Annotated in this window: 26 protein-coding genes; 18 read left to right on the top strand and 8 right to left on the bottom strand. The window is 69.0% G+C overall.

Translation table 11 applies throughout. The features are described from left to right. Positions 1-44: 44 nt before the first annotated feature. From ACIBL3_RS17525 to ACIBL3_RS17475, 11 genes are all read left to right on the top strand, one after another. Complete coding sequence (locus ACIBL3_RS17525) at positions 45-1406, top strand: bifunctional folylpolyglutamate synthase/dihydrofolate synthase (protein WP_396354422.1); 1362 nt, start codon at positions 45-47, stop codon at positions 1404-1406. Beyond that, a complete protein-coding gene (locus ACIBL3_RS17520) occupies positions 1403-1729 on the top strand; it encodes a DUF4233 domain-containing protein (protein WP_396354421.1) in 327 nt (108 codons plus the stop codon). The genes ACIBL3_RS17525 and ACIBL3_RS17520 overlap by 4 nt, the downstream gene beginning before the upstream one ends. A 40-nt stretch (positions 1730-1769) precedes the next feature. After that, positions 1770-2180 carry a nucleoside-diphosphate kinase gene (gene ndk / locus ACIBL3_RS17515; protein ID WP_396354420.1) on the top strand — a complete coding sequence of 137 codons (411 nt, stop codon included), beginning with the start codon at positions 1770-1772 and terminating at the stop codon, positions 2178-2180. A gap of 159 nt (positions 2181-2339) precedes the next feature. After that, positions 2340-3368, top strand: coding sequence for a rod shape-determining protein (locus ACIBL3_RS17510; RefSeq protein WP_360519612.1), 1029 nt, complete (start codon positions 2340-2342; stop codon positions 3366-3368). Positions 3369-3378: 10 nt separating this feature from the next. After that, a complete protein-coding gene (mreC, locus tag ACIBL3_RS17505) occupies positions 3379-4353 on the top strand; it encodes a rod shape-determining protein MreC (protein ID WP_396354419.1) in 975 nt (324 codons plus the stop codon). Between the two features lies 1 nt (position 4354). Continuing rightward, positions 4355-4897, top strand: coding sequence for a rod shape-determining protein MreD (mreD, locus tag ACIBL3_RS17500; RefSeq protein WP_396354418.1), 543 nt, complete (start codon positions 4355-4357; stop codon positions 4895-4897). After that, positions 4894-6951 carry a penicillin-binding protein 2 gene (gene mrdA, locus ACIBL3_RS17495; RefSeq protein ID WP_396354417.1) on the top strand — a complete coding sequence of 686 codons (2058 nt, stop codon included), beginning with the start codon at positions 4894-4896 and terminating at the stop codon, positions 6949-6951. The genes mreD and mrdA overlap by 4 nt, the downstream gene beginning before the upstream one ends. A gap of 60 nt (positions 6952-7011) precedes the next feature. Further along, on the top strand, positions 7012-8178 hold the full coding sequence (rodA, locus tag ACIBL3_RS17490) for a rod shape-determining protein RodA (protein ID WP_396354416.1): 1167 nt from the start codon (positions 7012-7014) through the stop codon (positions 8176-8178). A gap of 122 nt (positions 8179-8300) precedes the next feature. Further along, a complete protein-coding gene (locus ACIBL3_RS17485; RefSeq protein WP_396354415.1) occupies positions 8301-9065 on the top strand; it encodes a hypothetical protein in 765 nt (254 codons plus the stop codon). A 70-nt stretch (positions 9066-9135) separates the two neighbouring features. After that, positions 9136-9567, top strand: coding sequence for a carboxymuconolactone decarboxylase family protein (locus ACIBL3_RS17480; protein WP_396354414.1), 432 nt, complete (start codon positions 9136-9138; stop codon positions 9565-9567). Beyond that, entirely contained in the window at positions 9516-10403 is an 888-nt protein-coding gene (locus ACIBL3_RS17475; protein WP_396354413.1) for a sigma-70 family RNA polymerase sigma factor, read from the top strand. Before ACIBL3_RS17480 ends, ACIBL3_RS17475 begins: the two co-directional genes overlap by 52 nt. Here the strand turns inward: ACIBL3_RS17475 and ACIBL3_RS17470 are convergent. Beyond that, positions 10389-10847, bottom strand: coding sequence for an Lrp/AsnC family transcriptional regulator (locus tag ACIBL3_RS17470; RefSeq protein ID WP_396354412.1), 459 nt, complete (start codon positions 10845-10847; stop codon positions 10389-10391). The two genes, ACIBL3_RS17475 and ACIBL3_RS17470, sit on opposite strands and share 15 nt — an antisense overlap. A 79-nt stretch (positions 10848-10926) precedes the next feature. On the opposite strand from ACIBL3_RS17470, the gene ACIBL3_RS17465 reads away from it, so the two are divergent. Then, the gene (locus ACIBL3_RS17465; RefSeq protein WP_396354411.1) at positions 10927-11337 is read left to right on the top strand and encodes a DUF2000 domain-containing protein; all 411 of its coding nucleotides are present in this window, start codon (positions 10927-10929) and stop codon (positions 11335-11337) included. Here the strand turns inward: ACIBL3_RS17465 and ACIBL3_RS17460 are convergent, their stop codons facing one another. Then, complete coding sequence (locus ACIBL3_RS17460; RefSeq protein ID WP_396354410.1) at positions 11338-12294, bottom strand: asparaginase; 957 nt, start codon at positions 12292-12294, stop codon at positions 11338-11340. 35 nt (positions 12295-12329) lie between these two features. Here ACIBL3_RS17460 and pcaD point away from each other — a divergent pair, with 35 nt between their 5' ends. Continuing rightward, a complete protein-coding gene (gene pcaD / locus ACIBL3_RS17455; protein ID WP_396354409.1) occupies positions 12330-13073 on the top strand; it encodes a 3-oxoadipate enol-lactonase in 744 nt (247 codons plus the stop codon). Between the two features lie 206 nt (positions 13074-13279). Here pcaD and ACIBL3_RS17450 read toward each other — a convergent pair whose 3' ends face one another. Both ACIBL3_RS17450 and ACIBL3_RS17445 read right to left on the bottom strand, forming a co-directional pair. Further along, positions 13280-13630: a hypothetical protein gene (locus tag ACIBL3_RS17450; RefSeq protein ID WP_396354408.1), complete on the bottom strand. Its 351-nt coding sequence runs from the start codon at positions 13628-13630 to the stop codon at positions 13280-13282. 24 nt (positions 13631-13654) lie between these two features. Then, the gene (locus ACIBL3_RS17445; RefSeq protein ID WP_396354407.1) at positions 13655-13825 is read right to left on the bottom strand and encodes a hypothetical protein; all 171 of its coding nucleotides are present in this window, start codon (positions 13823-13825) and stop codon (positions 13655-13657) included. Positions 13826-14087: 262 nt separating this feature from the next. Here ACIBL3_RS17445 and ACIBL3_RS17440 point away from each other — a divergent pair, with 262 nt between their 5' ends. The 4 genes from ACIBL3_RS17440 to ACIBL3_RS17425 are packed head-to-tail and all read left to right on the top strand — an operon-like array spanning position 14088 to position 19432. Next, entirely contained in the window at positions 14088-16433 is a 2346-nt protein-coding gene (locus ACIBL3_RS17440; RefSeq protein ID WP_396354406.1) for a M43 family zinc metalloprotease, read from the top strand. An 8-nt stretch (positions 16434-16441) separates the two neighbouring features. Further along, positions 16442-16720, top strand: a complete 279-nt coding sequence (locus ACIBL3_RS17435; protein WP_396354405.1) for a hypothetical protein — start codon at positions 16442-16444, stop codon at positions 16718-16720. A gap of 18 nt (positions 16721-16738) precedes the next feature. Then, positions 16739-18070: a M20/M25/M40 family metallo-hydrolase gene (locus tag ACIBL3_RS17430; RefSeq protein WP_396354404.1), complete on the top strand. Its 1332-nt coding sequence runs from the start codon at positions 16739-16741 to the stop codon at positions 18068-18070. 6 nt (positions 18071-18076) lie between these two features. Then, entirely contained in the window at positions 18077-19432 is a 1356-nt protein-coding gene (locus ACIBL3_RS17425) for an HAD-IA family hydrolase (RefSeq protein ID WP_396354403.1), read from the top strand. Here ACIBL3_RS17425 and ACIBL3_RS17420 read toward each other — a convergent pair. From ACIBL3_RS17420 to ACIBL3_RS17405, 4 genes are all read right to left on the bottom strand, one after another. After that, the gene (locus ACIBL3_RS17420) at positions 19421-21352 is read right to left on the bottom strand and encodes a TIGR03960 family B12-binding radical SAM protein (protein ID WP_396354402.1); all 1932 of its coding nucleotides are present in this window, start codon (positions 21350-21352) and stop codon (positions 19421-19423) included. The two genes, ACIBL3_RS17425 and ACIBL3_RS17420, sit on opposite strands and share 12 nt — an antisense overlap. Positions 21353-21388: 36 nt before the next feature. After that, entirely contained in the window at positions 21389-21565 is a 177-nt protein-coding gene (locus ACIBL3_RS17415; RefSeq protein WP_396354401.1) for a hypothetical protein, read from the bottom strand. Between the two features lie 152 nt (positions 21566-21717). Continuing rightward, complete coding sequence (locus ACIBL3_RS17410; protein WP_396354400.1) at positions 21718-22704, bottom strand: GNAT family N-acetyltransferase; 987 nt, start codon at positions 22702-22704, stop codon at positions 21718-21720. Between the two features lie 41 nt (positions 22705-22745). Continuing rightward, positions 22746-23201: a YcxB family protein gene (locus ACIBL3_RS17405; protein WP_396354399.1), complete on the bottom strand. Its 456-nt coding sequence runs from the start codon at positions 23199-23201 to the stop codon at positions 22746-22748. Between the two features lie 198 nt (positions 23202-23399). Between ACIBL3_RS17405 and ACIBL3_RS17400 the strand changes: the two genes are divergently transcribed. Continuing rightward, a complete protein-coding gene (locus tag ACIBL3_RS17400; RefSeq protein WP_396354544.1) occupies positions 23400-24023 on the top strand; it encodes a hypothetical protein in 624 nt (207 codons plus the stop codon). Positions 24024-24093 lie beyond the last annotated feature (70 nt).

Below are 24093 nucleotides of genomic sequence, written 5' to 3'. Positions count from 1 at the left end.
CTTCCGACCGGTTATCCACAGCCCTTACTAGACTCGGTCTCCTGATGAGCGACCTCTCCTATGCCGAAGTATCGGCGCGGCTCCAGCAAAGATGGCCGGAGCACAAGATGGAACCCACGCTGGACCGGGTCCGGCGGCTCGTCGAGCTGCTCGGCGATCCGCAGAAGGCGTACCCCGTGGTGCACCTGACCGGGACGAACGGAAAGACCTCCACCGCACGGATGGTGGACGCCCTGGTCCGCGAGGCCGGGCTGCGGACCGGCCGGTTCACCAGCCCGCACCTGGAGTCGGTCCGGGAGCGGATCACGCTGGACGGCGAGCCGATCAGCGAGGACCGCTTCGTCGAGGCGTACGCCGAGCTCGAGCCGTACCTGGACGTGGTCGACGCCGAGCAGGAGCACCCGCTGTCGTTCTTCGAGGTGATGACCGCGATGGCGTTCGCCGTCTTCGCGGACGCGCCGGTGGACGTGGCGATCGTCGAGGTCGGCCTGGGCGGCGCCTGGGACGCCACCAACGTCGCCGACGGCACCGTCTCCGTGATCACCCCGGTCGCGGTCGACCACGCGCACATCCTGGGCGCGGATCCGGTCACCATCGCCCAGGAGAAGTCCGGCATCATCAAGCCGGGCGGTACGACGGTGATGGCGCAGCAGAGCCTGGACGTGTTCGAGGTGCTGATTCGCAAGGCCGCCGAGGTCGGTTCGCAGGTCGCCCGGGAGGGGATCGAGTTCGGTGTCGTCAGCCGCTCGCTCGCGGTCGGCGGGCAGCTCATCTCGCTCAAGGGCCTGGGTGGCGAGTACGACGACATCTTCTTGCCGCTGCACGGTGAGTATCAGGCGCACAACGCCGGTACCGCGGTCGCGGCGGTGGAGGCGCTGTTCGGCGCCGGCCCGCAGGCCGAGGGCCGGGTCACCACCGAGCTGTTGCAAGCCGCGTTCGCCGAGGTGACCAGCCCGGGCCGGATGGAGGTCGTCCGGACCAGCCCGACGATCGTCGTGGACGCCGCGCACAACCCGCACGGCGCCGAGGCGACCGCGGCCACGGTCTCCGAGGCCTTCGCCTTCCAGCCGCTGATCGGTGTCCTGGGCTGCATGAAGGACAAGGACGTGTACGGCCTCCTGGAGGCGTACGAGCCGATCATGGAGACGGTCGTCTGCACCCGGAACAGCTTCCTCGAGCGGTCGATGCCGGCCGAGGAGCTGGGTGAGCTCGCGGCCGAGGTGTTCGGGGAGGACCGGGTGCTGGTCCGGCCGCACCTGATCGACGCGATCGACGACGCGATCCGGCTGGCCGAGGAGAACGCGGTCGCTCTCGGTACCGGCGGCGTACTGATCACCGGTTCCGTGATCACTGCCGGTGAGGCCCGCGCGCTGCTGGTCCGCAAACCCAAGCAGGGTGACGAATGAGGTCACTCGCGTCGATCGTGCTCGGGTTCGAGTCGCTGGTGCTCGCGCTGGTGACGCCGGTGATGATCTCGATCGCCGGTATCCGGCCCGCGATCGCGCTGCCGGTCTGCCTCGGGCTCGCAGTACTGGCCCTGCTGGCGACCGGTCTGCTGCGCAACCGGGTCGGCTACGCGCTCGGCTGGGTGGTCCAGGTCGGTGCGGTCGGGCTCGGGTTCGTCGTACCGGTGATGTTCGTGCTCGGCCTGGCCTTCGCCGGCTTCTGGGTCGCAGCCATCGTCCTCGGCCGCCGCATCGAGGAAGCGAAGCAGGCGCACACGGGTTAGGCTCAGCGCGCCCGACCTACTTCGAGAGAGAGTCTGACTGATGTCGCAGCGCACCCTGGTCCTGCTGAAGCCCGACACGGTACGCCGTGGCCTGGTCGGGGAGGTGCTCGGCCGGTTCGAGGCCAAGGGACTCCGGATCGTCGCGATGGACCTGCGCACGATCGACGGCGACCTGGCCGACCAGCACTACGCGGAGCACGTCGAGCGGGACTTCTACCCGCCGCTGCGCGCCTTCGTCACCAGCGGCCCGCTGGTCGCCCTGGTGCTCGAGGGGGACGAGGCGGTCGAGGTGGTCCGGGCCCTGAACGGCGCCACCGACGGCCGCAAGGCCGCCCCCGGCACCATCCGCGGCGACCTCTCGCTGTCCAACCGCGAGAACCTCGTCCACGGCTCCGACTCCGAAGAGTCAGCCGCCCGCGAAATCAAGATCTGGTTCCCCGACCTGCCCTGATTTCAAGGCTCCGGCCGCTCACCCCGGCAGTCTCCACAGGTGCTCGGTCGGATACGATGCGTGGGCGACCTGGTGATCCGGAGCCGGGCCCGTGTCGATGCGTCGGCGACGGTGGTCGCGCGTTTAGCCTGAAAACCGGATCGAGCGGGAGGCGCCTCGATGGCGAACAGCATGCTCGGCCGCGACATGGCGGTCGACCTCGGTACGGCGAACACCCTCGTCTACGTGCGCGGCCGTGGAGTGGTCCTGAACGAGCCGTCGGTGGTCGCGACCCGGACCGACGAGCCGCGTGAGGCGGTCGCGTTCGGTCACGAGGCGAAGAAGATGATCGGCCGGACGCCGGGCAACATCACCGCGATCCGGCCGCTCAAGGACGGCGTGATCGCGGACTTCGACGCCGCCGAGCAGATGCTGCGCTACTTCATCCAGCGGGTGCACCGGCGCCGGTACTTCGCCAAGCCGCGGATCGTGGTCTGCGTGCCGTCCGGGATCACCGCGGTCGAGCAGCGCGCGGTCCGCGACGCCGGGTACATGGCCGGCGCCCGGAAGGTCTACATCATCGAGGAGCCGATGGCCGCCGCGCTCGGCTCGAACCTCGAGGTCCGCGACGCCACCGGCAACATGGTCGTCGACATCGGCGGCGGTACGACGGAGGTCGCGGTCATCTCGTTCGGCGGCATCGTCACCAGCCAGTCGATCCGGGTGGCCGGCGACGCGATCGACAAGGCGGTCGTGAACTACTGCAAGAAGGAGTACTCGCTGCTCCTCGGCGAGGCCACCTCCGAGCAGATCAAGATGACCATCGGGTCGGCGTTCCCGACCACCGACGGGCCGGACAGCGAGATCCGCGGCCGGGACATGGTCTCCGGGCTGCCGCGGACCGTGAAGGTGTCGTCGGCGAGCATGCGGCAGGCGATCGAGGAGCCGATCACCGCGATCATCGACGCGGTCAAGGCCACCCTGGACAAGACCCCGCCCGAGTTGGCCGGTGACATCGTCGACCGCGGCATCGTGCTGACCGGTGGCGGCGCGCTGCTGAAGGGCATGGACGAGCGGTTGCGGCACGAGACCGGTATCCCGATCCACGTCGCGGAGAACCCGCTGGACGCGGTCGTGCTCGGCGCCGGCAAGTGCGTCGACAACATCGAGACCCTCAACCGCATCCTGGTCACCGACAACCGGCGCTGAGGTTCCACCGATGCTCAAAGACCTCGGGACCCCGACGGCCAGGAGCGCCTTCCGCTCGGCGGGCGAGGCGCCGCTGCGCTCGGCCGGCACCCCCAACTCGGTCCGCCGGCGACGGACCGTGCTGGTGCTGGTGATCCTGGCCTGCTTCACGTTGATCGTGCTCGACGCGCGGCGTTCGGCCGGCTCGCCGGTGGACCCGCTGCGGGAGGCCGCGGCGAGTGTGTTCGGCCCGCTGGAGTCGACCGCGAGCTCGGCCCGGCAGCCTGTGGACAACCTCCGCGACCGATTCGCGGAAATGGATAGGTTGAAGGCCGAGAACGAAAAACTGAAGAGTGAGAACGAGAAGCTCCACCAGGACCTGAACACCACCGACTACGCCCGCAACCGGGCCGCCGAGCTGGACCGGCTGCTCAAGCTCGCGCCGGCGTACACGATGACCCCTGCCCGGGTGATCGGGATCGGCAGTGCGCAGAGCTTCAACCACACGGTCACGATCGACGCCGGTACGGCGGACGGCGTGCACGTCGACATGACCGTGCTGAACGGGGACGGCCTGGTCGGCCGCGTGGTGCGCACCACCCAGGCGACCGCGACCGTGCTGCTGATCGGCGACCGCAACTCGACCGTCGGCGGCCGGCTGAACGCCTCGATGGCGCTCGGCTTCGTCTCCGGTCGAGGTGAGGCGGGCGGCACCCTCGACTACAAGCTGGTCGACCTCAAGGCCAGGCCGACGGTCGGGGACCGGATCGTCACCTGGGGCTCGAGCGGCAACGCGCCGTACGTGCCCGGTGTGCCGATCGGCGTGGTCACCTCGGTGACGCCGAATCAGGGAGCGCTCGGGTCCACGGCGACCATAAAGCCGTACGTCGATCCGACCCGGATCGACACCGTGGGCGTGGTGACCGGTCCGCCGGCCCGCACGCCGCGGACACCACTGAAACCGACGACGACCCAAGGCAGTGCATCCAAAGGAGGGGGGAACTGACGTGATTGCCTTACGCATCGGGTTGGCAGCCCTGTTCCTGATGGTTGCCGTCACCGTGCAGACGTCCGTGCTGTCGAACGTCGCGGTCGCCGGGGTCACGTGTGACCTCGTGCTGATCGTGGTGATCGCGCTGGCGTTGTCCCGCGGGCCGGAGTGGGGTGCGATCGCCGGGTTCACGGGCGGTCTGCTGCTGGACGTCGTACCGCCGGCCGATCACACGGCGGGTCGGTGGGCGCTGGCGCTGGCGATCGCGGGGTACGTGGCGGGGCTGATCCGGCGGGAGACTTCGACCGGGCCGGTCGGGCCGGTCGGGCCGTTGATCGTCGCGGCGACCGTCGTGCTCGGGGCCACGTTGTCGTTGTTCATCTACTGCGCCACCGGGTCGCTGTTGCACGATCCGTCCGTCGACTGGGGTGAGTTCGGCGTCCGGCTCGGGATCGCCGCCGGGTACGACGTGGTCGGCGCGATCGTGGTGATCCCCCTGGTCATGTGGGTCATGGGCCGCCTCGTCCCGCCGAGAGAACGCCGCCGGGTGCTGTCATGAGTTTCGACGGCTTCGAAGCCCCTCTCAAAGCCCGACTCCGGTTGTTTGTGATCGGGGTGCTGGTCTTCTCCTTGTTCTGCACGTTGTTCGCGCGGCTCTGGTACATGCAGGTGATGTCCAACGAGGACTACACCCAGGCCGCGACGCAGCAGCACACGCGGCAGGTGCTGGTGCCGGCGCCGCGCGGGACGATCGTGGACTCGCAGGGCCGCACGCTGGTCGGCAACCGGGTGTCACTGGTCATCACGGTCGACCGGTCGGTGCTGGCGAAACTGCCCGAGAGCCAGCAGAACGTCGTGATGGCCCGGCTGGCGAAGGTGCTCGGCCAGAAGCCCAAGGACCTCAAAGCGCGGACGATGCTGTGCGGCGAGCCGGGCGCGTCGAAGCCGCCGGCCTGCTGGAACGGTACGCCGTACCAGCCGATCCCGGTCGCGAAGGACGTCAGCGAGCAGATCGCGATCGAGGTGATGGAACGCCGCGAGGACTTCCCGGGCGTCGCCGCCGAATCCCAGGCGCTGCGCGCGTATCCGGCGCCGTACAAGGTGAATGCGGCGCACATCCTCGGCTACCTGTCACCGATCACGACCGAGGAGCTCGACGACATCGAGAAGTCCGGCGGCGACTCGGTCCCGCACCGCTCCGACCTGGTCGGACGTGCCGGTGTGGAACGCACGTACGACAAGCTCCTGCGCGGTGCGCCGGGCGTGAAGGATGTCATCGTCGACGCGGTCGGGTACACCACCGGCGTCCGGAAGCAGACCGCGCCGGTCCCCGGCGCCACGCTCGTGACCACGATCGACGCGCGGATCCAGGCCTCGGTCGAAGCCCAACTGCGCAACGCGATCCTGACCGCGCGGAAGCAGTACGACAAGATCACCAAACGCAAGTACGTCGCCGACTCCGGCGCAGCGGTCGTGATGGACACCAAGACCGGCCGGATCGTGGCGATGGCGAGCTACCCGACGTACGACCCGGGCGTCTGGGTCGGCGGTATCACGCAGCGCGAGCTGGACGCGCTGTACTCGTCGAAGTCCGGAACCCCGCTGGTCTCCCGGGCGCTGCAAGGGCAGCTGGCTCCGGGGTCGACGTTCAAGCCGATCACCACCGCGGCTGCGCTGAGCGCCGGCTACAGCACCAAGACCCGACTGGACTGCTCGTCGTACTTCGAGGTCGGGAACCGCCGGTTCAAGAACTACGAGTCCGCGTCGTACGGGTCGATCGGGTTCGACCAGGCGCTGTCGCTGTCGTGCGACACGTTCTTCTACCGGATCGCGTACGCGCTCTGGCTGAAGGAGGGCGGCAACTCCAGCGACGTGAACACCCGGGACCCGCTGGTCGAGATGGCGCAGAAGTTCGGTCTCGGCAAGCCGACCGGCGTCGACCTGCCCGGCGAGGTCAGCGGCCGGATCGCGGACCGCAAGTGGAAGAAGGAGTACTACGACTCGCAGAAGGACTACTACTGCAAGCTCGCGGACAACCCGCCGGCCGGGACATCGGCGTTCCTGAAGCAGTTCTCCCGCGAGTTCTGCGCCGACGGGTACCGGTACCGCGCCGGTGACGCGGTGAACTTCGCCATCGGCCAGGGCGACACCACAGTCACTCCGTTGCAGTTGGCAACGGTGTACTCGGCGCTGTCCAACGGCGGCACGCTGTACGAGCCGCGTGTCGTGCAGTCCTGGATCGGCGCGAACGGCAAGCCGCACGAGATCCAGCCGACGGTGAAGGCGAAGCTGCCGGTGTCCGCCTCCAACCTGCGCTACATCGACAAGTCTCTGAAGGAGACGGTCAAGACCGGTACGGCGGCCTGGAAGTTCAACGGGTTCCCGGTCGACCAGGTGCAGATCCGGGCCAAGACCGGTACGGCGGAGGTCTACGGCAAGCAGACCACCTCGTGGTTGGCGTCGTACACCGACCGCTACGCCGTGGTGATGATGATCAGCCAGGCCGGCACGGGGTCGGGCGCCGGTGGTGACGCGGTCCGCAAGATCTACGAGACGCTGTACAACATCAAGCCGACCCCGCCGGCCGAGCAGCAGAAGCCGAGCAATGAGTAGCCCAGGATTTAGCGCAGAGTCCAGCACTGGGTCCGGCCGGGCCGCGGGGAGGTCGCGGTCATGGCGCTGCTGACTCCGATCCGGACCCGGCCGCGGATGGACCGGCGGTCGACGGTGTGGCACGTGGACTGGGTGCTCGTGCTGGGCGTGGTCGCGTTGTCCACGATCGGCGCGATGCTGATCTGGTCCGCGACCCACGGCCGGACCTCACTGACCGAGGGGAACCAGTACGCCTTCCTGCTCCGGCACGCGCTGAACTTCGCCATCGGCTCGGTGCTCGCGATCCTTGCCGCCGTCACCGACCATCGCCGGGTCCGCATCCTCGCCCCGGTCCTGTACGCCGCCTCGGTAGTCGGCCTGATCCTGGTCCTGGTGCCCGGAGTCGGTGCCGTGATCAACGGCTCGCGGTCCTGGATCCAGCTGCCCTGGATGTCGATCCAGCCGAGTGAGTTCGCCAAGCTCGCGGTGATCGTCGGGATGGCGTTGCTGATCGCCGAGAAGGGTGAGACCGACCACCGCGAGACCGCCCGGACGATCGACGTCGCGCAGGCGATCGCGGTCGCCGCTGTGCCGGTGGTGCTGGTGATGCTGCAGCCCGACCTGGGCACGGTGATGGTGCTCGGGTCGATCGTGTTCGGCATCATCGCGGTGTCCGGTGTGCCGAAACGCTGGATGCTCGGGCTGGTGACCGCCGGCGTGCTGGTCGCGGCGCTGGCGATCAAGCTGCAGGTGTTGAAGGAGTACCAGCTGGCACGGTTCATCGCGTTCGCGGATCCGTCGCAGGACCCGCAGGGCATCGGGTACAACGTGAACCAGGCGCGGATCGCGATCGGCAACGGGGGCGTATTCGGCCAAGGCTTGTTCCACGGCGGTCAGACGCAGAACGCGTTCGTGCCCGAGCAGCACACCGACTTCGTCTTCACTGTCGCGGGGGAGGAGCTCGGCCTGATCGGCGCTGGCGCGATCATCGTACTGTTCGCGATCGTGCTGTTCCGGGGGCTGCGGATCGCGATCAACGCGCGGGACGCCTTCGGCCGGCTGGTCGCGACCGGGATCGTCTGCTGGTTCGCCTTCCAGACCTTCGAGAACATCGGGATGACGCTCGGCATCATGCCCGTGACCGGCCTGCCGCTGCCGTTCGTCTCCTACGGCGGCTCGTCGATGTTCGCCTGTTTGCTCGCCATCGGTCTACTCCAGAACATCCATCTCCGCTCCCACCGCTTCTAGCCAGAACCCCGCGCCACGCCCGCGGCCAGGGTCCGGCGGAACGACCTGACGTGTCAGGTACGCTGCTGCCTGCTCGGCCACCGGTGGGCCCGCCCGGCCCTCGAGGTTCTGGAAGGCCCCCCATGACTCTGCTGACTGCGCGCCCCCGGCGCGGCGGCTCCGTATTGCTTCCGTTCGTGCTCGTCACCGCTCTCAGTCTGTCGCTCGCCGCATGCGGTGGCGATGACACGAGTGACGCGGCCGCCCAGTCCTCGCCTGAGCCGAGTACGCCGGCCACGACAGCCGCACCGGAGACGCCTACGGCGACCGGCACGGTGAAGCGGACCTCGGCCGAGCTTGCCAAGGCGCTGCTCGAGCAGGCGGACCTTCCCGACGGTTACCAGCCGGAGAAGGACGACCCGGCCGGTGACGCCGAGAAGCCGTTCTCGTCGGCGAGCAGCAAGTGCAAGACGCTGGTCAAGTTCCTCAACGCCAGCGAGGCGCCGGGCGCGAAGGCCACCACCCACCGGTCGTTCTCGGCCGGCCAGGAAGGCACCTTCATCGACTTCGGTCTCGATGCGATGGGCAACAGTGCCGAGGTCGCCTACCTGCAGCACGCGTACAAGAAGGCGGTCACCTCCTGCCCGAAGGTGACGATGAAGATCGGCCAGGGCAGCTACTCGATGGAGGTCGAGGAGATCGAGGCGCCGCAGTTCGGCACCGACCCGTTCGCCTTCCGCCTCACCGTGACCTCGGGCTCGCGGCGCGGCCTGGAGTTCACCGCGGCCACCACGGGTGTCGAGGACGTCGTCGTCTCCGTGACCCTGCTCGCCGGCCAGGAGGGCGAGCTCGAGGGCGCGACCGAGGCCGCAGTCTCCAAGGCCCAGCAGGTCCTCAAGAAGGGCTAGTGAGCGGCGTCACACCTGCCACTGTCACGTCAGGCCGGTGCGAGACCGTCGTGGCGGCATGGAACAACGAATGGATCTCAGCAAGGTCGTGCCGGCCGGCTTCCGGGCCGTGTTCGGCCTGGAGAAGTATGTGCAGGGCGCGCTCGACCACTCGGTGCTCGCGCTGATCAAGGTGCGCGCCTCGATGGTCAACGAGTGCGCGTTCTGCGTGGACATGCACACCACGGACGCCCTCAAGGACGGCGAGAGTTCGCAACGCCTGTTCGGTCTGGCGGCGTGGCGCGAGTCGTCCTTCTACGACAAACGCGAGCGCGCCGCCCTGGCGCTGACGGATGCGGTGACTCGGCTCGGACAGGGCGGCGTACCCGATGAGGTGTGGGACGGCGTGGTCGAGCAGTTCGGGGAGGAGGGTGCCGCGAACGTGCTCCTCGCGGTTGGCACCATCAACCTGTGGAACCGTCTGACGATCACGAGCAGGAAGCAGCCGGTGCTCGCCGCTTGACGGGCGCTCTGGACGAGTTCCAGGCGGCCCGCGGGATGCTCGCGAGCCTCGCCTACCGGCTGCTCGGGAGCTGGCAGGACGCCGAGGACGTGCTGCAGGAGGCGTACCTGCGCTGGTCCGGTGTCGACCGGGCCACCGTGCACGAGCCGCGTCGCTACCTCACGAGGGTGGTGACCCGGCTCGGCGTCGACGTACTGCGGACCCGGCAGGCGCGGCGGGAGAGCTACGTCGGGGAGTGGCTGCCGGAGCCGGTGCCAACGGACCCGTTCACCTCGGTCGACACCTCCGACTTGTCGATCGCGGTCCTCCACCTGATGGAGCGGCTCACTCCACCGCAGCGCGCGGTCTACGTACTGCGGACCGCGTTTCTGCTCCCGTACGACGAGATCGCGGAGAACCTCGAGCGATCGGTTGAGGATTGTCGACAACTGCACAATCGGGCGATCAAGGCGCTGGATCGTGAGCGACCGAAGTTCGAGCCGACGCGGGTCGAGCAGCAGCGACTGTTGCTCGACTTCGTCGCGGCTGCCCGGGACGGTGACCTGCCCCGGCTCGAGGCCATGCTCAAGGAGTCGGTGACCGAGTGGAGCGACGGCGGTGGCAGGCCCCGGATCGCCCGGAAGCCGGTGGTCGGACGCGAGCAGGTCGCGCAGTTCTTCGCCCGGATCTACGCCCGCGACGAGGTCAGCGTCGTACCGCTCGACCTGGTGACCGGGCCGGCGCTGGACGTTCGGGTCCCGGGGCTCCGGCACGTCCTGCACCTGGAGTTCGACGGTCTCCAGGTCGCCGCCGCCCGGATTCAGGCGAACCCCGCGAAGCTGTCAGCGCTCGGGTAGCGGCATGACCGTCGTACGGCGATGGTGCTCGAAGACGACCGAGCTACGGATGTCGGCGATCTCCTGCCGCTTGGCCAGCGCCAGAACCAGGTCGCGGAGGGCTTGGGTGTCCTTGACCGCCACATGGGCCAGGAAGTCGGACGCGCCGGAGACCATGAACATCGCGAGCGTCTCGGGGAGCTGGTTGACGTAGTCCTGGAACGCGGTCGCCACCGCCATCGCCTGCGGGCGGAGCTTGATCGAGATGATCGCCTGGGTGGAACGGTCGATCGCCTTCAGGTCGACCTCGGCGTGGTAGCCGCTGATCACCCCGCGGTCGCGGAGGCCGCGGATGCGCTCCAGACAGGTGGACGGCGCGATGCCGAGCTCGGCGGCCATGTCGCGGTTGGTCCGGCGCGCGTCGTTCTGCAGCATCCGCAGCAGCGCCGTATCAAGTTCGTCCATGACAGGAAGTTTGGCAGATCCACCGAACGATGTTCGGTCAGCCACTCGCAATGCTGGCCGACCGGCTAGCTTCGAGCCCGTGCTGACGAACAAGCTGGTCGTGGTCATCGCGGCCGAAGCGCCGATCGGCGTCGCCCTGAACACCGCCGCGTTGCTCGGTGTCGCCCTCGGCCACCACCACGAAGGCGTGGTTGGCCCGGACACCAAGGATGCCTCGGGAAACGCGCACACCGGCATGTGCGCGCACCCGATTCCAGTACTGCGGGCCTCCGCCGAGCAACTGCACGAGCTCCGGGCCCAGGCCGCGGCTCGGGACGGCGTAACGGTGCACGACATGAACCAGATCGCCCAGCGGGCCCGCACCTACGAGCAGATGTCCGCGACGCTGAGCGGCACCAAGGCCGAAGACGTGGAGTACCTGGGCCTCGGCCTGTTCGGCCCGCGCGCCGCCGTCGACTCGCTCACCGGCGCGCTCGCTCTGTACCGCTAGCTAGAGCTGCAGTTCGATGCGGCCGACCGGTTGGCCGCCGCCGAGGACGGGGACCTCGAGCAGGTCAGCCGCGGCGGACACGTCCACGCCGCATTTGCTCAGGAGGATCAGGCCGAGCGCTGTCGTGGCCCGGGGATTGCCGTCGATCACCTTGACCGCCACCGCGTGACCGTCCGGGGTGGCCATCGCGATCACCCCTTCCGCACCACCCTTCGCGATGACGCCGGGGAGCTGCTGCATCACGAGCGTGTTCTGGTGACCGCGCCCGCCGACGAACTCCGGGTACTGGCGCATCGCCGTTGCCACGACGTGTTCCGGCGTACCGGGGGCGGCTGTGGCCAGGCGGCTGAAGCTGAGTGCTAGGCCGCGAAGGGGTACACCGACCAGCGGTGCGCCGCAGCCGTCCACGGTGACGACTCCGGTCGTTGCCCCGGTCAACCGTTCGATCTCGGCGGTGATCGTCTTCTGCACCCGGCTCGACGGATCCAGGTAGCCGGCCGGCTCGTCGGCGGCGGTGAGCATCGCGGCGTGCTTGCCCGAGCAGTTCATCAGGACCCGGGACGGACCGATGCCTGCGGCAACCAACCGGTTCCGGGTGTCCGGGTCCTCGGGCAGGTCCGGCGGGCAGCCCAGCGCACCGCGGTCGAGGCCGGCGCGCGCCAGCATCCGGTCGACCACGGCGACGTGCCGGTCCTCGCCGGTGTGGCTGCCGGAGGTGATCGCGGCCTCCTCACCTTCGAGGGGTGCGCCGGCCACGATGCACCCGACGGCCTGCAGCGGCTTCGTGGTGGACCGGGGCAGCACCACCGCATCCACGTCCCCGACGGCGACGATCGGCGTACCGGCGGGATCGATCGCGACCGCGATCCCGAAGTGCCGGCTCTCGACGAAGCCACCACGTACCACCGTCGCCAGCTCGCCCACAGAATTGATGCCCGGCACACCACCGTTGGTCATGCCGCGGAGAGTAGCAGCGTCCGTAGGGTGGGGGTATGCGACTCAACTATGCGGAGACCGGTCCCGCCGACGCGCCCGTGGTTCTGCTGGGCTCGTCGCTCGGGACGACGCACGCGATGTGGGCGCCGCAGGTCGGCGTACTGTCCGAGCGGTTCCGGGTGATCGCCTTCGACCACCGTGGGCACGGCGAGTCCGAGGTGCCGGCCGGGCCGTACACGATCGACGACCTGGGCGGCGACGTACTCGAACTGCTCGACACCCTCGGCGTCGAGCAGGCGTCGTACGTCGGGATCTCGCTCGGCGGCGCGGTCGGTCTGTGGCTGGCCGAGAACGCGCCCGACCGCTTCCACCGTTTCGCGCTCCTCTGCCCGCCGTGCAGCCCGGCCGACAACGCGCAGATGTGGACCGAGCGAGCCGCCACCGTGCGCGCCGAAGGAACCCAGGCGATCGCCGACGCCACGTTGAGCCGCTGGTTCCTCCCGGACTTCAACGACACCGACGACGTGCGGCAGCAAGTGCTCGATACACCCGACGAGGGGTACGCCGCCTGCTGCGAGGCTCTCGGTACGACGGACCTGCGCGCCAAGCTCGGCGACATCACCGCACCCGTCCTACTGATCACCGCGGAGCAGGACACCTCGATCCCACCCGAGACCGTCATCCCGTTGGCCTCGGCCATCCCCGGCGCCCACCTCGAAATCATCGAGCACGCCGCTCACCTCGTCACCTACTCCCACCCCGACACGATCAACCCGTTGTTGCTGGCCCACCTGAGCTAGTAAGCATCCACAGAGGCCGAGGCCAGCCGAGCCGGTTTGCGGATATTTGGTGCCTCCCAGTGGCAGCAAAGCTCCGGAAAGCACAGCCGAACGCCGCCGGCGGAAGGCGCTTCGGTGATCGACGAGTTGGGGGAAGTTGCTCGACGCCTACCGCGCCTGGCTCCGCAAGTCCACTCGACCCGATCAGCGACAGGGCGCGCGCTGACTTACTCGAAGGACCAGTCGGGGCAGGTTTTGTGGAGTACGGCGTGATGGCCGGACCAGTTGCTGTGGTCGAGGCGGGCCGGGTCGAGGACGTCGGGATGGCCGCCGACGAGGCGGTAGCCCCAGGTGAACGCGGCGACGGGCCGGACGGATCGCGTCCGGATGACGTCGGGCGCGATCACGAGGAAGGTGTCGGCACGCCAAGTGCCGTCAGGATGGCCAGGGTTGGCGGGTGCGTCGAAGAAGGTCGGCAGGTGGCCGTAGCTGTAGAGCGGTGTCCCGGCGAAGTACGGGAGTACGTCGACCGAGACGTCGCCGTCGAACTCGCGGGTGAGCACCTGGATCCAGCCCATGATCGCGTTGATGCCGTAGCCGTGCTACCGCAGCGTCGCCGTACAGACGGGGAATCCCCGGAACGCCTCGGCGTCGAGGTCCGGGACGACGAGTTGGTGTCCGGAAGCCCACGGGTCGTCGTTCGGGACGACGCGGATCGCGATCAGGCCGCGGTGGTCGCGGGCTTCGAACGGGACGGATAGTTCTCGGCGCATGCGCGTCTCCTCTTGATTGTTCAAGCAATTCTCCAACGGGGGTTGGGGATGGTGGGAAAGTTGACTGCCTCGGGGTGAAGGCTTGTGTGGGTGGGGTGATGGGTGGAAGGTGAACGCAGAGCAGTGACTTGGGGGCAGGCTGTTCGGTGGGGGAAGGCGGGCGGGACCGCCTTCGATCGAAGGGCTGGTCTGGGGAGACCTTTTCGGTCCGGGATCGCGCTGATCCCGACCTGCTCGTAGCCCCCGTTGGGAAGGGGGAGAGATGCCGAGAAAGGCGAACGGGCGGGCGGACAAGCACCGCGACGACGACTTTCGGATGCCCGGCGAGGCGCCGGCGGCCGGTTCGGGAGCGAACGGGATGCCGCAGGCCAACGGCATGCCGGGTGGCGACCGGATGTCGACGGGTGGGTCCGGTGGCGCCGGTGACATGCCGGCGGGGATGGGCGGGGGAGCAGGTGCAGGGGCAGGTGGTGGCGCGGCCGGGATGACTGGCGGCGGCCAGGCCGGTGGCGCCGGGATGAGCGGTGGTGGTCAAGCGGGCGGTGCCGGGATGGGTGGCGGAGCCGGAGCCGGTGGTGCAGGTATGAGCGGCACGGACGGGCGAACCGAGACTCCGAACCGGCGGCAGTGCGGCGTGATGGACGTGCACCGCAGGCTGCTGTCCACCTCACCCGAGTACGCGGCCGCCCGATCGGCACTCGAGAACGCGACGACGCAGTACGTGGCCCGCCAGGAACGTTTTGCCGGTATAGCGCGGATTCCCTGTGTCGTGCACGTGATCTGGAAGACCGCCGCGCAGAACATCTCGCAGGCCCAGATCGACAGCCAGATCGACGTGCTGAACCACGACTTCCGGGCCACCAACGGCGACCTCAACATCGTGCCGGCGGCGTTCACCGGGCTGATCGCGGACGCGCGGATCGAGTTCTCCCTGGCCACCAAGGACCCGGACGGCAACGCGACCACCGGCGTCACCCGGACCCAGACGACTGTCAACGGCTTCGGCTCCGACGACAAGGTCAAGTCGTCGGCGACCGGCGGGCACGACCCGTGGCCGACCGACCGGTACCTGAACATCTGGGTCTGCCAGCTCAGCGGCGGCCTGCTCGGGTACGCGCAGTTCCCCGGCGGCCCGGCCGACACCGACGGCGTCGTCATCCTGCACAGCGGGTTCGGCACCAACGGTACGGCGGCCGCGCCCTTCGACCTGGGTCGCACCACGACCCACGAGGTCGGGCACTACCTGAACCTGTTCCACATCTGGGGCGACGACGGCACCGGCTGCAGCGGCAGTGATGAAGTCGCCGACACACCGAACCAGGCCGGCCCGAACTTCGGCGTACCGACGTTCCCGCACGTGACCTGCAACAACGGGCCGAACGGCGACCTGTTCTACGACTACATGGACTACACCGACGACCGCGGCATGGTGATGTTCACCGACGACCAGGTGGCCCGGATGGAGGCCTGCCTGGACACCGTGCGATCGAGCCTGATCGCCGGCGCGGTCGGTGCCGGAGCGACACCGGAACCGGCCGGCTCGGTGGTGGCCTGGGGCGCGAACCGGCTGGACGCGTTCGTGCTCGGCACCGATCTGGCGATGTATCACAAGTGGTGGGACGGGTCGTCCTGGGGACCGTCCGTCGGCGGCTACGAATACATGGGTGGTATCTGCATGAGTGCTCCTGAAGTCGCGTCCTGGGGGCCGGACCGGCTGGACGCGTTCGTCCTCGGCACCGATCACGCGCTCTACCACAAGTGGTGGGACGGCTCGAACTGGGGGCCGTCGGTCACCGGGTACGAGTACATGGGCGGTGTCTGCATGAGCCCGCCGCGGCTGGCCACCTGGGGACCTGGCCGGCTGGACGCGTTCGTGCTCGGCACCGACCGTGCGCTGTACCACAAGTGGTGGGACGGCTCGAACTGGGGACCGTCGCTGACCGGGTACGAGTACATGGGCGGAATCTGCATGAGCCCGCCGGAAGTCGTTGCCTGGGGCGAGAACCGGCTCGACGTGTTCGTGCTCGGCACCGACAACGCGGTCTATCACAAGTGGTGGGACGGCTCGAACTGGGGACCGTCGCTCACCGGGTACGAGTACCTCGGCGGCGTCTGCGCTTCGCCGCCGCGGGTCGTTGCCTGGGGCGAGAACCGGCTGGACATGTTCGTCATCGGCACCGACTCCGCGCTGTACCACAAGTGGTGGGACGGCTCGGCCTGGTCGGGCTGGGAGTACATGGGCGGTGTCTGTACGACGGCCCCGACGGTCGTCTCGTGGGACTCCGACCGGCTCGACGTGTTCCTGCTCGGCACGGATTCCGCGCTGTACCACAAGTGGTGGGACGGGTCCGCCTGGGGACCGTCGGTCACCGGGTACGAGTACCTGGGCGGCATCTGCACCGACGAGCCGAGGGTCGTCTCGTGGGGCCCGAACCGGCTCGACGTGTTCGTCACCGGCACCGACAAGCAGCTGTACCACAAGTGGTGGGACGGCGCGGCGTGGGGACCGTCGGTCACCGGCTACGAGCCGCTCGGCGGCGTCATCAGCGACTTCAAGGTGACTGTGCCTGAGACCCCGGCCTCGATCGAACAGGTGGTGCTGAGCTGACCGGTCACGTGAAAGGGCGGTGGACGCATTCCTTCGAGGAGGACCATGACGGGATCAGCGTCTACCGTCCCGACGACTTCGCCTTCCCGCCGGCCCGAGGCCGGCGGGGGGTGGAGTTCCGCCCGGACGGCACGCTGGTGGAGTGGGCGATCGGCCGCGGGGACGCACCCGAGGCCCGCCCGGACGGCCGCTGGGACGCCAGCGGCCGGATCACCGGCGGCTTGCAGGGCGCCGGCCGCATCGTGACGGCCGAGCCCGGACGGCTCGAGATCATCTGGTCCGACTGACTCTTCTGGCAGGCACTCATGACTAAGACGACGACCCCAGTCCGCTATCTCGTGGTGCCGACCGCGGATGCGGCTGACGCCACGCAGTCCGCGCGCTTCGGCGATCGCACGATCCTGTGGGGCCCACAGGAAGAGCACCTCGGTCGCGCATCGCGGACCGCGCCCGGGCTGTTGCTGGTGACGCAGGTGGGCGGCAGCTTCCAGCACGACTACCCGGACGTGAAACCGCTGCTCGACCACGGCCGGCATCTCGTGATCTCGTCCGCCGACCGGCCGCGCCGTAGGTCCAACAACTGCTGGCGGGTCGAGACACTCCGCGCCGGTACGACGGTCGTCGACGTGGCGGCGCCGTCCGCGGCCCGAGTGGATCCCGCGGTCGCGGCGCTGGTGGCCGAGCTGTCGCCGACGTCGTACCAGGCCGATCTGACCTGGTTCGCGAGCCTGCCGACGCGGCACTCGCTGAGTACGGGGTTCACTACGGCGCTGGACTTTGCCGCCGCCCGGATGATTGCCCTCGGCTACGGAGTCACCCGGACGTCGGTCACGGTCGGGGCGGGCCAGTCGCAGAGCCTGATCGGCGACCGGCCGGGGACCGGAGGTGGGGGAGTCGTGCTCATCACCGCCCACCTCGATTCCGTGAACCTCTCGGGTGGACCGGCCGCGAACGCGCCCGGGGCGGACGACAACGGGAGCGGTTCGGCCGGCGTACTCGAGCTGGGCCGGTTGTTGTCGACGCGGTCCTGGCGGCACGACATCCGGCTGATCCTGTTCGGTGGCGAGGAGCAGGGACTGTTCGGCAGCAAGCAGTACGTCGCTTCGCTGCCGCAGGCGGAGCGGGCCCGGATTCGCGCCGTACTGAACATGGACATGATCGCGAGCAAGAACTCGGCGGCGCCGACGGTGCTGCTCGAAGGTGCGCAGGTGTCGTCGAGTCAGATGGCCGACCTGGCGACCGCGGCCGCGACGTACACCGGGCTGAAGGTGGAGACCTCGCTGAACCCGTTCGCGAGCGACCACGTGCCGTTCATCAACGCCGGGATCCCGGCGCTGCTGACGATCGAGGGCGCGGACAGCGCGAACGGGCACATCCACACCGCGACCGACACGCTGAACTTCCTCGACTGGGCGCTGGCCGCCGAGATCCTGCGGATGAACGTCGCCGCCCTGGCCGGCTGGCTCGAGCCGACCGTCACCATCCGTACCCGGCCGCGCCCCGCCGGCTCCGTGGTCGCCTGGGGACCGGGTCGCCTCGACGTCTTCGTGGTCGGCGTCGACTCGGCCATGCACCACAAGGCGTACGACGGAACCTGGCACGACTATGAGTCACTCGGAGGTGTTGTACTAACCTGACGCCCTGTGTGGAGCGGATGCCTGAATGCGCGTGACATCGGCGGACTTCCGACCAGGTACGGCGTACCTACCCGCCACCGGACCGTGTTCCGGACGGACTCACCGGACAACCTGGACACCGAGGGCCGAACCGCGTTTGTGGAGACCGGCGCCGGGCTGGTGCTCGACCTGCGCTCGGACTGGGAGCTGACGCAACCACATCTGCTCGACGGCTCGGCGTCGTACCAGCGGATTCCGTGGATCGACCCGGTGGCCGACGAGGCCCGGGATGCCTCGGCCGAGCGTGTGCTCGCCGACATCTACCGCGGCAGTCTGGACCGCAACAAGGCGCAGGTCGCCAAGGCGTTTCGCGCGCTGATCGACGCACCGGCGGATGCGCCGGTGGTGGTGCACTGCAAGTCGGGCAAGGACCGGACCGGGCTGCTGATCGCGCTGTGGCTCGACCTGGTCGGCGTACCTCGGGACGTGATCGCGGCCGACTACGCGGCGAGCGAGGAACGGCTCGGCCTGGTGGCCCGGCTCGCCGACCTGTCCGACGACGAGCGGCCGAGCGCCGAGATCCTCTGGCGGACACTGCCGTCGACGATCCTCGACTCGCTCGACCACGTCGACCGAACCTACGGCGGCGTCGGGTCCTACCTGGCGGCATGCGGGCTGACGGAGGTGGAGATCCATCGGCTGGCGTTTCGGCTCGTGCCGGTCGACGTGCGGGCAGTGGTGTTCGACTTCGATGGGTTGTTGATGGACACCGAGACGACGATGGTGGAGAGCTGGCGGGCGGAGTGGGCCCATCACGGGCTCGAGCTGGATCTCTCGGACTTCTGGCCCGGTCATGGTGGCGACATCACCGAGACGCGGTACGAGTTGCTGGCCGCGGCGGTCGGGGCCGGCTTCGACCGGGCGGCGAGCCATGCGCGGCGGACTGCTCACCGGGATGAGATGCACCGGGAGCTGGACTTCCGGCCCGGGATCCGGGCGTGGCTCTCGGCGGCGCGGGAGCTCGGGGTGCAGGTGGCGATCGCGAGCAGCTCGCCGCGGCCGTGGGTGCAGGGTCACCTGGAGCGGGTGGGTGCTCTCGGGTGGTTCGACGAGGTCGTCACCGGCGACGAGGTGGCGGCGCACAAGCCGGATCCGGCGATCTACGAGTTGGCGTTGCGGCGTCTCGGCGTACCTGGTTCGGCGGCGATCGCGCTCGAGGACACCGCCCACGGCGTCGCGGCCGCCCAGGCGACCGGCATGTTCGCGGTCGCCATCCCGAACCCCTACGTCACCCCCGCCGCAGTCGAATCCGCCGACCTGGTCCTGGGCAGCGCCGAGCAACTCTCCCTCAGCGAGCTACTTCTCCGGACGTCAGACCACTGACAGCGGGAGGAGTTTCTTGCCAGTGGGGCCGATTTGGATTTCGGTGCCCATCTGGGGGCAGACGCCGCAGTCGAAGCAGGGCGTCCAGCGGCAGTCCTCGACCTCGATGGCGCCGTCCTCCTCGAGCGAGTCCTGCCAGTCCTCCCACAGCCAGTCGCGGTCCAGACCGGAGTCGAGGTGGTCCCACGGCAGCACTTCGGCGTACTCGCGCTCGCGCGTCGTGTACCAGGCCAGGTCCACGGGCTCGTCGGCCAGCGCCTTCTCGGTCGCCTCGACCCAGCGGTCGTAGGAGAAATGCTCGCTCCACCCGTCGAACCGGCCGCCGTCGCGCCAGACCGCCTCGATCACCCGGCCGACCCGGCGGTCGCCGCGGGACAGCAGGCCCTCGATGATGCCGGGCTTGCCGTCGTGGTACCGGAATCCGATCGCCTTGGCGTAGTTCTTGTCCGAGCGGATCGCGGCGGCGAGCTTCGACAACCGCGCGTCGGTCTCCTCGGCGCCGAGCTGGGACGCCCACTGGAACGGCGTGTGCGGCTTCGGCACGAATCCGCCGATCGACACGGTGCAGCGGATGTCGCGCCGGCCGGCTGCCTCGCGACCGGTCGCGATCACCTTCTTGGCCAGGTCCGCGATCGCCAGCACGTCCTCGTCGGTCTCGGTCGGCAGGCCGCACATGAAGTACAGCTTCACCTGCCGCCAGCCGTGGCTGTAGGCCGCCGCGACGGTCCGGATCAGGTCTTCCTCGGTGACCATCTTGTTGATCACCTTGCGCATCCGGTCCGACCCGCCCTCCGGGGCGAAGGTCAGGCCGCTGCGCCGGCCGTTGCGGGAGAACTCGTTGGCCAGCGTGATGTTGAACGCGTCGACCCTTGTCGAGGGCAACGACAGTGAGACGTTGCTGCCCTCGTACCGGTCGCCGAGGCCTTTGGCCACGTCGGCGATCTCGCTGTGGTCGGCGGAGGACAGGCTGAGCAGCCCGACCTCCTCGAACCCGGACTGCTTCAGCCCGTTCTCGACCATGTCGCCGATCGTGGTGATGCTGCGCTCCCGCACCGGCCGGGTGATCATGCCCGCCTGGCAGAACCGGCAGCCGCGGGTGCAGCCGCGGAAGATCTCCACCGAGTACCGCTCATGCACCGTCTCGGCGAGCGGGACCAGCGGCTTCTTCGGGTACGGCCAGGCGTCGAGGTCCATCACCGTGTGCTTGGCGGTCCGCCACGGGACACCGGCACGGTTCGGCGCGACCCGCTTGATCCGGCCGTCGGCCAGGTACTCGACCGTGAAGAACTTCGGGATGTAGACGCCGCCGGACGCGGCCAGCCGCATCAGCACCTCGTCCCGCCCGCCCGGGCTGCCCTCGTCCTTCCACTCCCGGATCACCTCCGAGATGGCCAGCACGATCTCCTCGCCGTCACCGAGGACGGCGGCGTCGATGAAGTCGGCGATCGGCTCCGGGTTGAACGCGGCGTGCCCGCCGGCCAGCACGATCGGGTCCTCGTCGGTCCGGTCGGCGGCGTACAGCGGGATCCCGGCCAGGTCGAGCGCGGTCAGCATGTTGGTGTAGCCGAGCTCGGTGGAGAACGACAGCCCGAACACGTCGAACGCCCGGACCGGCCGGTGGCCGTCCAGGGTGAACTGCGGGATGCCGTTGTCGCGCATCACCTTCTCCATGTCCGGCCACACCGAGTAGGTGCGCTCGGCCAGGATGTGGTCGCGCTCGTTCAGCACCTCGTAGAGGATCTGCACGCCCTGGTTGGGCAGCCCGACCTCGTACGCGTCCGGGTACATCAGCGCCCACCGGACGCTCACCGAGTCCCAGTCCTTGCTCACCGAGTTCAGCTCACCGCCGACGTACTGGATCGGCTTCTGCACCTGCGGCAGCAACGCCTCCAGGCGCGGGAACAGCGATTCGACAGTCATCGGGCACTTCCGGTCGGGATCAGAGCGCCTACCAGACTAACGCTCGCCTGCCGATATCCCCGCATCGCTGCGTTCGCCGCGGCTCCACTCGCGGTACTCGGCCAGGACGGCCACGATCGCGCTGTCCAGCTCCTCCTCGGTGGTCGCGCCGCTGGTGTAGAGGGCGATCTCCGCATCCAGGTGGCCGATCAGGTGCGCGGGTACTTTGTCCACCTTGAGGTGCAGGAGCAGGGCCTGGGCCCGGGAGAGGGCGTCCCGCCGCGAGGCGAGCCGCTTCCTCCACCATCGTCGGGCGACTGGTCACCCATTGTCGCCGGTCGAGTACAGCGAAACCACTCGGGGCGAACTCGCGCCGGGTCCAAGCGCTAGAGGGGCAGTTCCCACAAGGTGCGCTGGGCGACTGGGCGGAAGCCGAGTTTGTCGTTGATTGCGATCATCGGGGCGTTCTCCGGAGCGTTCCAGGTGTGCAGCACGGCGGGCTCGGCCAGGTCCGCCTGGATGGCGCGGAGGTTGGGTGCCTTGACCGCCATGCCGAGGCTGCGGCCGCGGTGCGAGCGGCGGACGTAGGTGTCGTGCTGGTTCAAGCGGCCCGGTGTCGCCGGCGTCCCGCCCATCTGCGTGTACGCTGCGAGCTCGCCGGAGCCGGTGTGGATGGCGGCGGTCGTGTAGGTGAAGCGGCCTTGGGTGATCTGGCGCTCGTCGGCCTCCCGCACGAGCTCAGGCGTCCACCGGATCGCTTCGACCGTGCGGTCGCCGGTCGGGACGTCCTCGGCCATCCCGCTGAGCAGTCCGGCAAACTGCTCGATCCATTCCTCCGGTGTGTGCTCACGCCACACGACAAGCTCGTAGCCGGATGGGATGGAGATGGCGAGTTGGTCGTCCGGCACCGGCAGCTCCAGCACCTGGTGCAGCTCCGCGTGCTTGCGGACGAACCCGCGCGCGGCGGCGAACGCCGTACCCGCGCTCTCTCCGGTGACCGGGTCGCCGGTCAGGTCGAAGCCGGACAGGACGCGCCGCCCGTCAGCCCGGGCGCGATCGATCACCGCCTCCAGCAGCCGGGTCGCGACGCCACGACGCCGGTGCGCCCGGTCGATGGCGATCTCGACGTCGACCGTCTCGGTGTTGCTGAGCAACCACCAGTCGAGCCAGGCGATCCCGAGCCAGGTGTCGCCGTCGACCAGCCCGAGGCCGTCGGCGCGTACGTCGGAATGCTGCCCGGCCATCAGCACCCGGGCCTCCTCCAGCCCCATCCCGACCGGGAACTCGAGCTCCTCCCGCCGCACGGCTTCCCGCACCTCGAAGAACTGCTTGAAGACGTCGGGATCCTGCCCGTCAACCGTGACAATGCGCATCGGGCGACCCTACGCCGCCCGACCTGCCACCGCCTCCGAATTCAGGCTCGCGCTGGCGCGCGCCTGGCCAGGAACGCCTGCCACTCCTCGGCCTGTTCCGGCGTGAGGTCGTCCTTCAGGATCGCGAAACCACCGGCGCCGGGCAGCCGGATCGTCCAGACGTGCCCGCGCTGCCGGACCGACTTCACCGCCGACCAGGGGAGCTCGAGATTGGTGATCGCGGTCCGGATCGCGATCTGTTCCTCGGTGAAGGTGTACGTGTAGGTGGACCCGTACCTTCTGCCGAGCAGGTGCCGGATGATGCCCAGCAGCTCCGGCATGAACAGGTAGAACATCGCCAAGATGACGGACCCGAGGTCGATCGGCGAGTCTGCGACGGCCATTGCCAGGAAGACCAGGCCGGCCGCCCGGAGCAGCCAGGCGAACCACCGGAGCTGCACGCGGGTGTTCCGCAGCCGTCGTTCGAACGTCAGCTCGACCGGAACCACGATGTTCATTTCGATGTCCTCCCCAGTGCGCCGGCCCCCTCGACCGGCCGGTGCACTGTACAGCAGCCAGTCGGGCATCAACAGCCTCCAGCCGGGGCGTGGGCCGGCGCTGCCCCGGATCCGTACGGCCATCGCCTGCACTCCGGCAAGACGGTGATTCAGCACATCTACGACACGCACTGGCAAGGTCGCGACAACGCGTAGCGTCTGCGGGAGCTGTGGCGGTTGCTGCAGTCCCGAGTCGACCGCAGCCGCTACGCGACCACCCTGGAACGCTTCGACCAGCAGGCGATCCAGGCAACCCTGTGGCGAGACTCGATCGTCAGCTACTACTTCGAGGCGCGCCGCGTCCTGGATCAGTCACGGTCCTGGGCTCAGGTCAGGCAAGCCGGTGATGGACTGTTGCTGGGTGGGACGTCGAATCTGCTGCGGCTCACCGCCGGCAACGCGTCTCCACAGCCGGTGGAGATGACTGCGCGAGTGGCCGGTTGGACCAGCGAAGCGACCACGGTGTCTATACCGTCGCGGGAGTTCGTGTCCCTCGACGTACCGGTGACTCCGCCGCACGCCGCAGATCACCAGCATCGACATCGCTGCCGCTGCGGGAGGTCTGCCGGTGCTCGGCACGCGGACCCCGGTCATCGTCACGCCGGATGGCGCGCAGTGCAGACTCGCGCTGGACGCCGGCTCTCCCACAAGTCCGGTCCTCGCCGGCTACCGACGACTGTCGCCTTCGGACCGCTGGGATCCGGCGAAGGGCTTCGGCTGGGTCGGCACTGGGCCTCAGTCCCGCGATCGCGCCCGGCTCGACGTCCTACGCCGCGACTTTGACAACGACACCCGCGCCCGCACCCTCCGCCTCCAGGTCCCACCCGGCGGCGCCGACGCCTACCTGTTGATC

Origin of the sequence: Kribbella sp. NPDC050124 (genome assembly GCF_044460355.1) — a bacterium.
Taxonomy (GTDB): Bacteria; Actinomycetota; Actinomycetes; order Propionibacteriales; family Kribbellaceae; genus Kribbella.
The sequence above is the reverse complement of the archived record's forward strand: the minus strand, read 5'-3'. Positions and strand labels throughout refer to the sequence as shown.

Bases quoted from the DNA above. Each gene is read 5' to 3' on its own strand.
- ACIBL3_RS17525 (WP_396354422.1), top strand. From the start codon at position 45: ATGAGCGACCTCTCCTATGCCGAAGTATCGGCGCGGCTCCAGCAAAGA.
- ACIBL3_RS17520 (WP_396354421.1), top strand. From the start codon at position 1,403: ATGAGGTCACTCGCGTCGATCGTGCTCGGGTTCGAGTCGCTGGTGCTC.
- ndk (WP_396354420.1), top strand. From the start codon at position 1,770: ATGTCGCAGCGCACCCTGGTCCTGCTGAAGCCCGACACGGTACGCCGT.
- ACIBL3_RS17510 (WP_360519612.1), top strand. From the start codon at position 2,340: ATGGCGAACAGCATGCTCGGCCGCGACATGGCGGTCGACCTCGGTACG.
- mreC (WP_396354419.1), top strand. From the start codon at position 3,379: ATGCTCAAAGACCTCGGGACCCCGACGGCCAGGAGCGCCTTCCGCTCG.
- mrdA (WP_396354417.1), top strand. From the start codon at position 4,894: ATGAGTTTCGACGGCTTCGAAGCCCCTCTCAAAGCCCGACTCCGGTTG.
- rodA (WP_396354416.1), top strand. From the start codon at position 7,012: ATGGCGCTGCTGACTCCGATCCGGACCCGGCCGCGGATGGACCGGCGG.
- ACIBL3_RS17485 (WP_396354415.1), top strand. From the start codon at position 8,301: ATGACTCTGCTGACTGCGCGCCCCCGGCGCGGCGGCTCCGTATTGCTT.
- ACIBL3_RS17480 (WP_396354414.1), top strand. From the start codon at position 9,136: ATGGATCTCAGCAAGGTCGTGCCGGCCGGCTTCCGGGCCGTGTTCGGC.
- ACIBL3_RS17470 (WP_396354412.1), bottom strand. From the start codon at position 10,847: ATGGACGAACTTGATACGGCGCTGCTGCGGATGCTGCAGAACGACGCG.
- ACIBL3_RS17460 (WP_396354410.1), bottom strand. From the start codon at position 12,294: ATGACCAACGGTGGTGTGCCGGGCATCAATTCTGTGGGCGAGCTGGCG.
- pcaD (WP_396354409.1), top strand. From the start codon at position 12,330: ATGCGACTCAACTATGCGGAGACCGGTCCCGCCGACGCGCCCGTGGTT.
- ACIBL3_RS17450 (WP_396354408.1), bottom strand. From the start codon at position 13,630: ATGGGCTGGATCCAGGTGCTCACCCGCGAGTTCGACGGCGACGTCTCG.
- ACIBL3_RS17445 (WP_396354407.1), bottom strand. From the start codon at position 13,825: ATGCGCCGAGAACTATCCGTCCCGTTCGAAGCCCGCGACCACCGCGGC.
- ACIBL3_RS17440 (WP_396354406.1), top strand. From the start codon at position 14,088: ATGCCGAGAAAGGCGAACGGGCGGGCGGACAAGCACCGCGACGACGAC.
- ACIBL3_RS17430 (WP_396354404.1), top strand. From the start codon at position 16,739: ATGACTAAGACGACGACCCCAGTCCGCTATCTCGTGGTGCCGACCGCG.
- ACIBL3_RS17420 (WP_396354402.1), bottom strand. From the start codon at position 21,352: ATGACTGTCGAATCGCTGTTCCCGCGCCTGGAGGCGTTGCTGCCGCAG.
- ACIBL3_RS17410 (WP_396354400.1), bottom strand. From the start codon at position 22,704: ATGCGCATTGTCACGGTTGACGGGCAGGATCCCGACGTCTTCAAGCAG.
- ACIBL3_RS17405 (WP_396354399.1), bottom strand. From the start codon at position 23,201: ATGAACATCGTGGTTCCGGTCGAGCTGACGTTCGAACGACGGCTGCGG.